Source organism: Bacillus cereus ATCC 14579 (genome assembly GCF_000007825.1).
Classification (GTDB): Bacteria; Bacillota; Bacilli; order Bacillales; family Bacillaceae_G; genus Bacillus_A; species Bacillus_A cereus.
This window is the reverse complement of record NC_004722.1, coordinates 2,644,393-2,658,508: the sequence shown is the minus strand read 5'-3', so window position 1 is coordinate 2,658,508 and position 14,116 is coordinate 2,644,393. Positions and strand designations below refer to the sequence as shown.

Genomic DNA, 14,116 nt, shown 5'->3' with positions numbered 1-14,116 from the left:
AAGTTACGTTAAACACTATAATCTTTTGAATGAATTTCTAAATTAAACTTATTTGCTAAAATTTTATTCAAAGTAAAAAATACAATCCCCCCTGCAATGGGAAGCGTGTAGGCTGGAATGAAATTTAATAATAGTCCTGATATTGCAAGTGCTATTGGTTGCATTATTTTACCTAAGCTTAATCCAATACTAAGAACTCTTCCTCTATATTCTTCAGGAATCTCATTTTGCATGAAATACATTAAAGGAATATCAATTTGTGCTATCATAAATCCTAAAAAGAACATAATCATGCAATACGTAGTAACATATACCAAATTATTTACTACAATAGATTTAAATAAAACAGGTATCCCTAAAACTATCATAAAAATTGCCAACATAAAACTTATTTTTTTCAATAGATAAGAATAAGAATAACAATCAGTTATCTTTTTCACTAATATTGCACCAACTATCATACCTATCGGAAAAGTCCCTTGAATCATACCAAATTGCTTAGAATTAAGATTGAGAACTGTGTTAATAATGTATGGCAACGGAACGGTTACAGCAAAGCCTAAAAAGAAATTAAGGGAAATTAAAATACTAAAAGTATTTTTTAAGCTTTTCCGCTCCAATAAGTAAGAGTATCCCTCCTTTATATCTTCAATAAAATTAATTTCTCTAATTGAACATTCCTCATTTATGTTTTGCTCGCACAATTTAAAGTTTATAAACAATATGGATATAGCCGAAAGGATAAATGAAATACCGTTAATAATTATAAAAGTTTTCATATCAAAGACTGCAAAAACAATGCCCCCTAACATAGGCCCTAAAATTAAAGATATAGAATCGATAATTTTACTTATAGAATTAATACTCATTAACCGTTCTTTAGTAACCATATTCGGTTTTACGGCCTCTAATCCTATTCCAAAACACGTTGTAAATACGGTCATAAGAAAGGTAGTAGTATAAATAATGAATAAGTTTAATCCATAATAGTTGCTTAATATATAAACAGTTATTAATAAGCACCCGCTTAATACATCCATGCAAACGACGAGTTTCTTTTTATCAACCTTATCAGCAATGACACCGGCAAATGGATTCATAACAATCATTGGAATCGTTCCTAAAATAAGCGTAATCGCGAAATTTAAAGCAGATCCGGTTATTTGTAATACATACAATCCTAATGCGAAACTATAAATAGAGCTACCAAATAGTGATACTGTTTTTGCAATTGAATATAAACAAATATTTCTTAGTTCTTGGTTTCTATTTTTATTTTCTATATGTAATCGTAAACTTCCCATCATTTTCCCCCCTGCATAACTTTGTATTACGTACATTGTAAGTTCTTGGGTCAGCCCAATAGCAATATGTACGATTTGAAAAGTTTTAAGGGGAAATAAATAAAAGATGGGGTTAACCCCATCTTTTTCCGAAAAATGAATATGTATAAATTTCTTCACCTTGAACAAAGAAATCCTCGTACTTTCCGCCTCGTTTCAAATAATTTGAAGTACTTTCATCAATGGATTGAAACTGTAGATTTTGGAGTTCTTTCTTTATTTTTGAAAGTGTAAAATTTGCTCGAAAGTTAATTGTAATTTGGCTATTTGAGCTGAAATTTTTAAATAAAATAAATAAGCTTAATAAATAACAATTAGATTTAAAAAGTGGATTTAATTCGTGAAGTAAAAAATTCTCATGCTCAAAACTATAATTACTCGTACCAGAATGATCAATTACAATATCAACAGACCGATTCTGAATAGGGATGTTCAAAAAATCAGCACAGATAAAGAGAATGTTTCTTTTTGGATTTCTTCTCGCTAATACATCTTTTAAAAATAAAAGTTTATTTAAATCTCGATCTACTGCGATGTATAGGCAATCTTCGGGTAGTTCTTCATAAATGCTCCTCAAAAAGAACCCAAGTCCTGATCCTATATCTAGTATTAATTTGTTATTTAAATCTAAATGTATTAGTTTCTTTTTCGCCCATTCCCCTTCTCTATGCATATTTTCCAAATATGCATTATCAGTTTCATGAATATAATCCGAAATAATATTTTCAAGTGACGTTTGCTCATTTGCTTTAAATAATTTACCAGCAGATATAATTCCTGAAGTAATCATGTATTCTTCTCCACAATTACAAATTAACTTTCCTTCAATAATTTGATTGTTATTAATAATTCCATCTTGAAGAATTAATTTTTTGCTGCACTTAGAACATGTCAGTAAATGTAGTACACTTAAATCTATCCCTATAATTGTATTGGAAGTTTCATTTGTTAATAATAAATCATGTAACACTCCCTTTAATTTATCCCGTTTCTTCTCCAAAAGTTCTATTTCCTGTTCCATTTTGTCATATTTTAGTTTAAATAAAGATTGGTAAAAGATATCTTTTTCGTAATTCATAGATTTTGCTAAATTTTTATAAAAAAATAGTTCTTTGATTTCATTCAAGCTAAATCCTAGATCTTTGTAATGTATTATAAGTTCTAAATCTGATTGACAATACTCATCAAAAAAATAGTGTGCCCCCTTTTTTTCAGGAATAATGAGACTGAGATCTATATAATGTCTAATTGTATCAATACTTAAGTTATTTACTTCTCCAAACTTACCGATTTTCATAATATCCCTACCATTTAAATATTTTTTTATATAGATTTCTATTTTTACCTTTAAAAATCCTTTCTCTTTTTTTATCAACAGTATTTACGGAATAAACAAATGGTATTATTTATATTGTTGTGCCTAATAATATAACATGCAACTTTTGGTTTTATGTATGTTAAATTGTCAGTATCAAAATTATTAAACCTAAATAGATTTATTACTCTCTACTTAATGAAATGTACCTATAAACGGACATTATAGCATCGCTTTATTGAATTGTTGGAGTAGGATTACTATAGAAGGTTACATAGGGGGAGCGTCAGGAAAATGCCGATTTACAATGATAAGGGAATTCCAAATTAAAAAGCGCAATTTCTCTGTTTTGATTTGCAGAGAAATTGCGCTTTTTAATTATTTCATTTTTTTATTGAATTCATTAACTGGAAGAAGTATTCAGGTTTATGAGTCTTATTTAGGTTATACCATGAATGTAATGCATCTGGTGTAAATACATCTATTTTTTTCAGTACCTCCCTTGCAAATTCCAGAGGAGCTATTCCTGATGCAGTAACTAAATTCGCATCAGATACCGCAGATCCCAACTCATAAAACTTTTCTCCTTTATAGTTAGGACATACCATTTTAGTATATTCTAAGTTATTACTTGTATGCTTTCTAGTATCCAAGTATCCCATATTCGCTAGGGCATCAGTTGCACCACAAATTGCAGCAACAATAGTGCCAATCTTTAGAGCTTGGCCAATTCTTTCCAAGATAGGTTGATGAATTTCTTCGCTCCAAGTAGTCCCTCCTGATAAAATTAAAAGATCTTTACTCTCAAGAGTACATTCATCAAGGGAAATATCTGGTTTTATGCTCAGTCCTCCCATAGTAGTAATCATTTCTTTATTAGCTCCTACTGTAATTACTTTTAAAGGTGCTAAATCTTTTTTGAAATATCTTCCTGAGTTTAGTTCAGCAATTAAATATCCATATTCCCAGTCCGACATTGTTATTAAATACATATAGAAAAACTTTTTTTGTTTGCATCCAATAACACTCCAATCACAATTTATATAGCTATTATAATATAACTTCCCTGACAGTTAACGTCAGGGAAGTTATCATACTTGATGAAATTTTATTAATTCCGACAGAACTTCAATAAGTCTTTTCTTAAGACTTATTGGCTCAATAACTTTAATAGATTTATTGTACGGTAAAAGTAAATAAGGTACATATGTATGTATCATATCTTTTTCAAGAAGAAAAACTGCTTGATTTGAAGTCCGTTCTTGTAAATAATGTCCTAAAAACCAATGTTGGCAAATATCAGCTAATACATTTTTATCCCCATTAATAACCAAAGAAATAATATCTTTCTTATCTTCTATAGTTGGAAGAAGACTTTTTATAAAAAAGTCCCGTGCTGAAAAATTTTCTGGCCGGTTAAACTTATTTTCCGTTAGCATTAAACTTTCAATTCGATCTACTCTAAAACTACGGATATCATTCCTAAGATGACAAAATCCAATCACATACCATTTATTATTCCAATAGATAATTCTGTATGGATCGACCAATCTATAATTTAATTTCTTTTCACCATTTTTATGGTAAAGAATTTTTACTGAGTACCCGTCAGCTACGGCCTGCTCCAACTCCTTCAAAAAAGTTTCTATAGAGAGCGGACTTAATCGACTTATTACTTCAAGACTAGTTAAATGTTGATTTATCTTTGTTTCCTGCTCTTGATTTGAGTATTTACTTAGTTTTGAAATGGCCCTATTTAACGCTTCACCTCCATAATACCCGGCTTCTTCTGCAAAAACAGCAGCATGAAATAGTGAAGTTTGCTCCTCAAAATCAAAAAAAAGAGGGGCTTCAATAAAATTGTTCAATAAAGTGTATCCGCCGTTATGTCCTGGCTCTGAAATTATAGGTACTCCACTAGTTGAAATTGTATCAATATAACGATACACAGTCCTTATATTCATCTCTAACTTTTCTGAAATTTGTTTCGCAGTAATTTTTTCACCTGAACGAAGCATCCAAAGAATTGCTAACATATTGTCAATTTTAGGCATATAATTTCACCTCTATATGAAACTTATTTTCTATTATAAATTTCCGATTTTCGGTATAACTCATCAATTGTTCCTTAAACTTTTTCTTGAAAAATAATATCCATTCTGATTTCGTTCAGTTGCTGAAATTGCCTTGAAGAATTCTGGTTAATTGAACTGACACGTATAATAGCATAAATGGTACTGCAAGCGTAACTAGTTTCCTTACTTTTATATTAACCTTTCCCCTTGAAACTAAAGATATATCTTTTATATACTATTGGTTAAATTTGGATGTATGAATATTATTTTATATTGAAAAAATAAATACGTCAAAATTATTTTACGGAAATTATAAAAATCATATTATATATAGATTAGTAAACTACTGAAACAATGCCCCCTAAAAGCGAAAAACGTGTTTCTATCTGTGAATTTATAAGAAAGGATGACATTTTTATTTCTATTTGTATGTGTGATAAATTACACCTATTTCCTTGAGAATTTTAAAAATCCTCATCCCCAATACCATACGAGTTGTTGCTACGGGTCTTGGTTTTGTACAAAAAATCGATAGAAACCAAGAAAATGATTTTATATCTTTTTATGTTTAGAGGAATTAAAAAATCACTACACCTCCTTCATATACGTGTAATATACAGGGATTTATAACTTGATATAGAACATAAAAAGGAGATGTTTATATTATAAATAAAATGATATACATAAGTGGAGGGTTAGAAAATGAAAATTGCAATAGTCTGCTTCGATAACTTTACTGATATAGATGTTTTTCTACCATGGGATTTATTAAATCGTGTACGTTTAGTCGGTGGTCTTTCTGATTGGGATGTACAGCTTTTAGGAACGGAAGAAACTCATATATCTATGTCTGGCTTGCGTATTCCCATGACAGGAAGCATATCTGATATCCCTTTTGCCGACGCTGTAATATTTGCAAGTGGTAAAGGTGTAAAGGATTTATATAAAAATCAACAATATATTAATAGCATTCATGTAGATCCTCAAAGACAATTAATAGGATCTATGTGTTCTGGTTCACTACTATTAGGGGGTAAAAAATTACTAACTGGTAAAAAAAGCTACTACATATCCCTCAGCAGTAGAACAACTTAAAGAATTTGGTGTAGACGTTATTGAGAAAAGTTTCGTAAACGAAGGAAATATCTCGACTGCTGCAGGTTGTTTTGCTGCTCAAGAACTATCAGCTTGGATTATAAGGACCCTACTTAATGAAGAAATGGTTGATATTGTACTAGAAACTGTTCAGCCAGTAGGAAAAGGTTTATATTTTTAATCTCAAATCAAGTCAAGAAATTGTGGTTGCTCCCCAAAAATGATAAAATAAGATTTTTGTTTCGAGTTAACACAAATTTCGTTCTAGAGCGCTATAAAACTTCAACTTGATGGTGGCGTGGTATGCACCATTTATAAATAAAAAACCCGCGTATCATTCACGGGTTTTCTTCTTAATAACTAATTGCTATTGTACCTTCACCTGCATGAACCGCAAATGAAATTGGTAATGGATATAATTTGAAATCCATTTCAGGGAATGCTTGTCTAATATCTGCAATCCATTCTTCAGCTCCATCTTTATCATTAGCATGGAACATGTGAAGTACTTTTGGTAATTCTTTTTCAAGTTCATTTTTAATATATTCTCGACATTTTTGGATTTTACGAACTTTCTTTTCAAGTAAAAGCTCTCCACCTTTTACTTCTAATATTAAGTTAACACTTAATAAACTTCCAAGTAAAAATTGAATGCCCTTTACACGACCACTTGCATAAAGGCCTTTTAAACTTTTCGGGAATACGTGGAAAGGTCTTCTTTTTTCATCTACTAATGTTTTGTGTATATCTTGTAAAGTCATACCATCATTGTATAACGATTTCGCTTTTCTAATTAGTTCATCCATTGGATAACTTGTTGTTTCACTGTCTAATACCGTTAATGGAAAACCTGCCATTTCTGCAGCTAGCTTCATATTTTGATAGGTTCCACTTACTTTTCCGCTAATAGCAACTGCAAATCCCTCTTCATATTCTTCTTTGCATTTCGAAAATAAATCTACCATTTCCCCTATGTTAGGCTGTGATGTAGTGACAGTTTTACCTTCATTCAAAGCATTATAAACGCGCTCACGCACACCTTCTTCACAATCTTTGTACGACACACCATCAATAATAACTTCAATTGGGATAACAAAGTTATCTCCTTCTGTTTTAAAACTCGCAGTTGTACTATCAGTAATCCAAGCAACACGCTTCATGTTGTTCCTCCCTTAATTCAATTCCTCTTTTCTGACTTTTCTATATATTTATGTTACGAAAAGAGAATATCCCTGTAATAGTAACAGGACTTTATTGTTTTGGCTATAGTAGATGCATATTAATTGTGACTATTTCTTGTCTATTTCACAAATAAAAAAGAAAATCAAGGAATTTGCTCGATTTTCTTCTTATCATATACTATTTAAAAGTTTCATTATCTAAAATTACTACATAATCATTCGTTAATCGTCCAGCTTCTTTTGTATAACTAACAAGCCTTTGTATATTATCACAGCAAATTTTTGCTCCCCATACGAGTAACGGTACGCCAATAAAATCAATATGGAACCTTCTAGAAAACAGCCCACCGAAAGTCATCGGTAAAGGCACTGTTGGTGATGTATTAGAAAATATAATCTTTTCATGGCTTTGATAATGTTTTTGCAAGATTTCTCCTAAATGCTTCATCGCAGGTACAACAACTTTTGATGCGCCGCATCCAATCGTATATACAGGATGACCATGTTCATCGATTCCATGAAAAATAATTTTTCCCATATCTTCTGTTTTCAATTTATTAAAGTAATCTACATTCAAAATTTCTTCTTTCGTTAACTTACGATCCGTTGGTAGTTTATTTAAATGATACGCTGCAGCTAGTGAGGTAGTATGTGTTCCACCAAAATCTGTGTAAATGTATATCATATTATCATCCCTTGTTGTAAAAGTTCAATGTTAATTAGTATTACCGTTCTTAGCAATGTTAAACAAGGGATGTTATTTGTCCCATATGAATAATGGACTGGATTGTTACAAAGCACAACAAAGCCGGAATGAGCCAAATACGGTTTATTTTCACTTTTCGTTCTTTACTTTGCATCAAAACAATAATAAGAACAACAAGTAAAATATCCATTTAGAATCCTCCTATAAACTTGCTTATCTTTAAAAATTATATTCTCCTCTTTTCACTCCATACTTGAAATACGATAGCTACTTTCAAGTGTAAGATGAAAAATGTGATTTCTCATCAGCCTTAAGCATTATTTATAAAAATAAAAAAGACGTACTTTTTACTCGTACGCCTTTAATAACTCGTTTAAACTCCTATTTATCAACTAATTCCACACCTTTAGAATTAGTTTTACCCAATACTCGAATGTTAAATTTATTAATGGCTTTTAAAAAGATATTATAAATACAATATCCAAAAATAGAACCTAGAACATTACAAATCACATCATCAATATCAGTAATACGTCCCACTCCACTAAATAAAGACTCAATTAATTGTAGCAATTCAATACTAGCTGATATAGAAAATCCTAATAAAATTGTATTTTTGAATTTCTTATATTTATCCCATAGGATAGGTGCTAAAAATCCTAAAGGCATTAATAATAAAATATTCCCGCCTACATTTCTTACAATTAGCCCAATCATAAATAGGGCATCTCCATCATAAGCACTACCAATTTGATTGATGTCTTTAATAATTGATGCAAATGGTATTATATTGACCGAGCGATTCAGATTTTCAACATTAGAAGGAAAACCGATTGGTAAAGGGAATAAAGTTACTGCAACAACCATACAAATGTAAACCACGAATAAAAAACTTACTATTTCTTTCCACCAAATCACATGTTTTTTATTTTTGGTACCAATTAATATTCCACGTACAATTAAATAACAAATAACCCCTAAAATAATAAACAAACTACCGTTGATCATATACAAATTGTTAACACATCCTTTCATATGAATTAATAATTTAAATTTACAATTATATAGTAATATTTTTTAATTTAAAAATCCATATAAACATATGTAATTGTGCAGAATTACAAAAACCCCTTATTTAATAAATAAAGGGTTCCTCGTTAACTAAAATATTTTTCAGAACAGAAACAATCATAAACCCGTTTAAATTATTTTCGTATCTCTTCTTTTATATCCATATAATTAAAAAGCTCTTTCTATTTCTGTCATTAATTTTTCAGGTCCTGCCTCTTTATTCGATGGAATAACTAAAGTGATTCCTAATTCTGGATATATGGCCGAGCGAAAACTGACGCCTGGATCATATCCCATTACATGATATTTGAATACCTTGTTTTCTCGTGTTTCAATCCATATTCCATATCCGTAAGACTGTTTATCATTTACATAAATGTGGGGAGTTAAAAGTAACTTTGTATATTCCTTTCCTAAAATTTCATTATTAAATAGTGCCGCCCAAAATTTCAACATGTCTGGTGCAGTAACATATGCACCTCCATCAGCCCCTCCTTTTATTGGTATAGAGTAAGCGTTTGTTCTCCAATTTTGGTTGGTTTCGTCCTTTATATATCCTAGAGCTGTATGTCTTGGTAATTTATCTAATGAAAAATAGCCAGAATCATTCATGCCAATCGAATTAAAAATGTTTGTTTCTATATACTCCGTAAATTTAAGTCCCGTCTGTTCTTCTATTATTAATCCAAGTATGATAAAACCTGCGTTGTTGTAGTGAAACTTACTCCCAGGTGCAAACATCATATTATTGTTTTGAAATAATGGTAAAAAGTCTTTTAAGCTCTTTAATAGATACATAGGTGTTTGTTTCCAAAGATCCTCGAAGTTATCTATAATACTTTCATCAAAATAATCTGGTATACCAGAGCTATGCGTTAGTAGTTGATGTATTGTAATATCTTCATCGAAGTTTGGAAGTTTTATCTCTAGACAATCCTTTAATTTTGTATGAAAAGAAATAACACCTTTTTCAACAAGTTGACAGATGCCAATTGCAGTGAAGATTTTACATCCTGAGGCAATGCCAAATCTTGTTTGTATCGTATTGTTTATACATTCACTTTTGTTTGCGTAACCCAATGCTGTTTCATAGACTAAATCTTTTTCTTTTTTTACTAAAACTACTCCAGAGAAATCTATTTTCTTTTGTATTTCTTTTACAATTTTATCAATTTCATCTTTTGTTTTTATCACGACAACCACCCTTATCTTTCGGTATTGTTCTTTCCTCTTATTAATTTTTCCATATAAAGAGGAAGGAACCCTCTTATTAAATACGATAAATTATTAATGAAAACACAAAGTCCATTTCAAATTTATCCCGCTATTTATGAGCAGTAAGACCCCCACTGATTAAATTTTCACTTTATTGACTCAGTAGAATACAACTTAGATTGTGATGGGAATAAAGTAAACACACACAAGACGATAGTAATAAATAACATTATTAATGACCCTACAATAACTACAAGTTGTATAGAAATGAACTGAGTCGCAACACCAGATAGTATTGTAATAAAGATTGTTACTAACGCAATAACAAGTCCATATATACTCCCGATCCGTCCCATTATATGAACGGGAACATTATTTTGGTAAAATGTATAAAATCCTGTATTTGCATATGCCATAGAGAAAGATAAAATAAAGAATCCAATAGCAGCTATTAAAAATACATTTGAAAAAGCATAAATTAAATAACCAATTGCGATGAATAATGATCCTATTCCAATTAGAAATGAAGGTGCTAATTTTTTTGATAAAATTGTATTTGTTATGGCACCTAAAATAAATCCTGCACCAGCTATACTAACTAGGAAAACCATATTCACTATCTGTTAGTAGTAATACATCTTTCGCAAACGATAGTTCAAGTGAATCAGTAGCAGTTGCTAATACGAACATACTTTGAAATAAGAAATACACACATACGACATACACATGTTTTCTACTAAAATTTATAACAGTGTTCCAATCTTTTTTTAATACTGTAAGTGATAATGTATTACTAGTTGTATCCAAATCTTCTTTCTTATCAAGATTCGGTAAAAGTAATGTAATGAATCCTGATAAGAGAAATGCTATAGCATTCATATATATAGCAAACTCTGGTGTACCTGCAATTAATAAAACCCCCGCTATCGCTGGACCAATTAAAAATGCACCAGATCCTATTAAACTGCGTAATGAGTTGAAACGTTGTCTTTGCTCTACTGGAATTAATTTCGTCATATATGTCATAGCAGTTGGCTCATAAATTGCACTGGCCATACTTATAAAGAATACGAATACATAAACAATCCAAAGTGACGGAAGTAAAGGTAAAATAGCGATAAATAACGCACGATATATATCGAGGTGAATCATTAATTTCCGTTTATTTAAACGATCAATCATACTCCCAGACCAAGCGTTTGTAAATAAAGTGGCTAATGGTTTTATTACATATAAAGTAGCAACAGCTAAGGCTGAGCCACCCATATTATAGACAAGTACATTCAGTGCTATTAAGTAAATCCATGCCCCTAAATTCGCAATACCAACTCCGGACAATAGTAATAAAGGATATTTCCAATCTTTAAGTAAATTTTTCATTTTTGGCCCCCGCTTTCAAAATTGTTTTACAACAATAAAAAAATCCCACCCCCAAGACTTTTAATCTTAGGGACGAGATTTATCATCGCGGTGCCACCCTAGTTTGTTAATATGTCACCATACTAACCTTATTAGGTACTGCATTCTAATTCATGCTTATACCATAGCTCTATAACGGGAGCTCCCGTCACACCATCCCCTAATAATAGGTTCTGATGTGCTGCTCAGAGGCTTGGTTCAATAAAGAATTTTTACTCCTTTTCAGCTACATGGAGCTCTCTGTGAAAAATTCATTTTATTTACTCTTCTCTTCACTGCATTTATTTTTTCCATATTATCACATATGTATTTAACTGTAAATAAAAAATAATCAGATATTTAACAACTTATCATTTATTATTTTTTCTAAAAATTACGGTGCGTGAAATTACTCGCAACTCTAAAGAAAGAGCTATTTGCATATAGCTCTTTCCAAATGCCTGGATTAATTCGTATTCGCCTCTGTTAACGGTTGTAACGGCGGTTCTAATTCTAGTTCTAGTGTATCTCCTTCTTGTAAATCTTGTCCTTTTTCAATACTTTGACTCGTTACATAACCCGTACCAGAAGTTTTCAAATCTAATTTCAAAAGTTTGGAGAAATACATAATATCACGCATGGACCAACCTTTTACATTTGGCATTTGTGCGTTATTCCCTAATAAAAATATACGATCACCTTCACTCATTACCTCGCCAGACTGTGGATATTGTTTTATTATTTTTCCTTCTCCTAAAATTACCGGCTGTAGCTTCTCTTTTTCTACACTTTTCTCTATTGTATCCATCGATTGATTTACATAATTTTGTACTTTTAATTGAGATTGTTTCATTGCATCAGCTATTTGTTTTTCTGTATACGGTTTCACCTTTAAATATTCAAGGCTGTTTTTTATAACAGGTTTAAATATTTCAGCAAGAGGCTGAGCTCCATACTCATCTCCTTTTAACTTTGGCTGCTTAATAGCTAAGTATACGATTAACTCCGGATCATCAATTGGAGCCATTCCTAAAAAGGAGAAAATGTAATTCTCTTTCCCTTCCATATATCGGCCGTTTTCAGGATTCGGTATTTGTGCTGTTCCTGTCTTACCTCCAATTGGATAACCATCCACTTTATACATTGTACCAGTTCCTTTTGAAGATGTTATAACACGCTCCATTAAGCTTCTAACTTTGTCCGCTGTTTCTTTTTTTATCGGATTCCCAATTTCTTTCGGTTGATTTTCCATAATAACTTCCTTGTTTGTTGGATTTACAACTTTATCAACGATATATGGTTGCATCATTTTCCCGTCATTTGCTATAGCAGTAGCCGCTTGGATTAATTGAATTGGAGTTACTGTAGAACCTTGACCAAAAGAAGTTGTAACCTGTTGAATTTGCGTATTTAATAATAAAGTATTTTTACTTTCTCCAGGTAAATCTATTCCTGTTTTTTGATTGAATCCAAATTTATTCATATATTGCTTAAATTTATTTGGTTTCAGTAACTGATCTTCTAAAATAGAAAAAGCTACGTTTGATGACCTTTCAAAACCTTCATCAAATGTAATTGATCCCCATCCAAATCCACCATTATGATCTTTTATATCAGATGAACCAACGGAATATTTTCCAGATTGAAAATATTCTTTGCCGTTATATACACCTTCATTAATGGCAGCTGCTAACGTAAAAACTTTCATTGTTGAACCTGGTTCATATGCATTTGCAATCGGATCATTTAAAAAATATTCGATATCACCTACATTAGGATTGTAACTAGGTTTACTAGACATCGCTAAAACCTTTCCTGTTTTTGGATCAGCAATAATTCCAATTAACATAGACGGATCATAATGCTCTTGTGCTTTGTTCATCGCTTCTTCTAAAAAGCTATTAATTTGTTTATCAAGTGTTAAATATACGTTATTTCCATTTTTAGCAGGTTCTACTTTACCTATATCATTTGTAAGCGGAATCCCTCTTCGTGTACCCACATATTCTATATTCCCGTTTGTAGAGCGCAAATATTTATCCAAACTCTTTTCAAGCCCAAACTTTCCTTCCGTATTCCCTTTATCATCTGGTCTAGCAAAACCAAGTATATAGGATGCAAAGTCTTCATTCGGATACACTCTTGCTTTTTCCGACATAAAAGATACACCTGGTATTTTTAAATCATTAATTTTTTCCTTCTTTTCCCTAGATAAGTTCCGACCAATTTTCCCAATTTCAACTTGCGTACGCCCTTCATGAAAGTTTTTTAATACTTCTTCTTTATCAATTTCAAGCGCATCGGCTAATTGTTGTGCGGTTTCATCTTTATTTTTCACTTTATCTTTTCCTTTTAAATTCACAACAACTCGATACGTTGTAGAATCTTGTACTAACACCTTTCCGGTTTGATCATAGATAGTGCCACGATTCGCTTCTAAAACACCTTTTTTATTATGTTGTTCATTCGCGAGATCCTTTACATTCACATTATGCACGACTCCTACTGCCTGAATATAGAATATACGCAAAATCATAATAAGAAACAAAACAATAAAAGCAATCATCATATATCGAGCGCCTTTATTCGTTTGGAGTTTTTGCATACTTATCTCCTCTCTTTTGGAATGGATTCGTACGAAGATCCGTTTTAAAATTTGTAGTTTTTGTTTACGATACTATATGTTTCGAAGTTTTCTTTTTAATTCCTTTAAAACA

The 14,116-nt window shown here is 31.2% G+C and carries 9 protein-coding genes, 3 pseudogenes and 1 other annotated feature; of the genes and pseudogenes, 1 reads left to right on the top strand and 11 read right to left on the bottom strand.

What is annotated here, in order from left to right; translation table 11 throughout:
• Window positions 1–8 precede the first annotated feature (8 nt).
• From BC_RS13380 to BC_RS13365, 4 genes and pseudogenes are all read right to left on the bottom strand, one after another.
• Window positions 9–1,304, bottom strand: a complete 1,296-nt coding sequence (locus BC_RS13380; protein WP_000535184.1) for an MFS transporter — start codon at window positions 1,302–1,304, stop codon at window positions 9–11.
• Between the two features lie 112 nt (window positions 1,305–1,416).
• On the bottom strand, window positions 1,417–2,640 hold the full coding sequence (locus tag BC_RS13375; protein ID WP_000690082.1) for a methyltransferase domain-containing protein: 1,224 nt from the start codon (window positions 2,638–2,640) through the stop codon (window positions 1,417–1,419).
• A gap of 401 nt (window positions 2,641–3,041) precedes the next feature.
• A pseudogene (locus BC_RS13370) lies at window positions 3,042–3,675 on the bottom strand (type 1 glutamine amidotransferase family protein).
• Window positions 3,676–3,749: 74 nt separating this feature from the next.
• Window positions 3,750–4,712 (bottom strand): helix-turn-helix transcriptional regulator, encoded by a 963-nt coding sequence (locus BC_RS13365; RefSeq protein WP_001124128.1) that lies wholly within the window; start codon window positions 4,710–4,712, stop codon window positions 3,750–3,752.
• Window positions 4,713–5,435: 723 nt separating this feature from the next.
• Here BC_RS13365 and BC_RS13360 point away from each other — a divergent pair.
• A pseudogene (locus tag BC_RS13360) lies at window positions 5,436–6,009 on the top strand (DJ-1/PfpI family protein).
• Between the two features lie 172 nt (window positions 6,010–6,181).
• On the opposite strand, the gene BC_RS13355 reads toward BC_RS13360, so the two are convergent.
• The 7 genes and pseudogenes from BC_RS13355 to BC_RS13325 all read right to left on the bottom strand — a co-directional run bounded on the left by BC_RS13355 (window position 6,182) and on the right by BC_RS13325 (window position 14,004).
• Complete coding sequence (locus tag BC_RS13355; RefSeq protein ID WP_000831929.1) at window positions 6,182–6,988, bottom strand: DegV family protein; 807 nt, start codon at window positions 6,986–6,988, stop codon at window positions 6,182–6,184.
• 199 nt (window positions 6,989–7,187) lie between these two features.
• Window positions 7,188–7,694 carry a DUF3189 family protein gene (locus tag BC_RS13350; RefSeq protein WP_000639421.1) on the bottom strand — a complete coding sequence of 169 codons (507 nt, stop codon included), beginning with the start codon at window positions 7,692–7,694 and terminating at the stop codon, window positions 7,188–7,190.
• 58 nt (window positions 7,695–7,752) lie between these two features.
• Window positions 7,753–7,905 carry a hypothetical protein gene (locus tag BC_RS13345; protein ID WP_000353713.1) on the bottom strand — a complete coding sequence of 51 codons (153 nt, stop codon included), beginning with the start codon at window positions 7,903–7,905 and terminating at the stop codon, window positions 7,753–7,755.
• Window positions 7,906–8,096: 191 nt separating this feature from the next.
• Window positions 8,097–8,729: a VanZ family protein gene (locus BC_RS13340; protein WP_000281843.1), complete on the bottom strand. Its 633-nt coding sequence runs from the start codon at window positions 8,727–8,729 to the stop codon at window positions 8,097–8,099.
• Window positions 8,730–8,954: 225 nt separating this feature from the next.
• Window positions 8,955–9,980: a serine hydrolase domain-containing protein gene (locus BC_RS13335; protein ID WP_000598049.1), complete on the bottom strand. Its 1,026-nt coding sequence runs from the start codon at window positions 9,978–9,980 to the stop codon at window positions 8,955–8,957.
• A 167-nt stretch (window positions 9,981–10,147) separates the two neighbouring features.
• Window positions 10,148–11,381 (bottom strand): annotated as a pseudogene (locus BC_RS13330) (MFS transporter).
• Between the two features lie 65 nt (window positions 11,382–11,446).
• Window positions 11,447–11,705, bottom strand: a binding site (T-box leader).
• A 160-nt stretch (window positions 11,706–11,865) separates the two neighbouring features.
• Window positions 11,866–14,004, bottom strand: coding sequence for a penicillin-binding protein (locus tag BC_RS13325; protein ID WP_001170947.1), 2,139 nt, complete (start codon window positions 14,002–14,004; stop codon window positions 11,866–11,868).
• Between the last annotated feature and the right edge of the window lie 112 nt (window positions 14,005–14,116).

What these genes read in the sequence shown, in the direction of transcription:
- BC_RS13355 (WP_000831929.1), bottom strand. Translation starts at nt 6,988, where the DNA reads ATGAAGCGTGTTGCTTGGATTACTGATAGTACAACTGCGAGTTTTAAA.
- BC_RS13325 (WP_001170947.1), bottom strand. Translation starts at nt 14,004, where the DNA reads ATGCAAAAACTCCAAACGAATAAAGGCGCTCGATATATGATGATTGCT.
- BC_RS13350 (WP_000639421.1), bottom strand. Translation starts at nt 7,694, where the DNA reads ATGATATACATTTACACAGATTTTGGTGGAACACATACTACCTCACTA.
- BC_RS13365 (WP_001124128.1), bottom strand. Translation starts at nt 4,712, where the DNA reads ATGCCTAAAATTGACAATATGTTAGCAATTCTTTGGATGCTTCGTTCA.
- BC_RS13375 (WP_000690082.1), bottom strand. Translation starts at nt 2,640, where the DNA reads ATGAAAATCGGTAAGTTTGGAGAAGTAAATAACTTAAGTATTGATACA.
- BC_RS13380 (WP_000535184.1), bottom strand. Translation starts at nt 1,304, where the DNA reads ATGGGAAGTTTACGATTACATATAGAAAATAAAAATAGAAACCAAGAA.
- BC_RS13345 (WP_000353713.1), bottom strand. Translation starts at nt 7,905, where the DNA reads ATGGATATTTTACTTGTTGTTCTTATTATTGTTTTGATGCAAAGTAAA.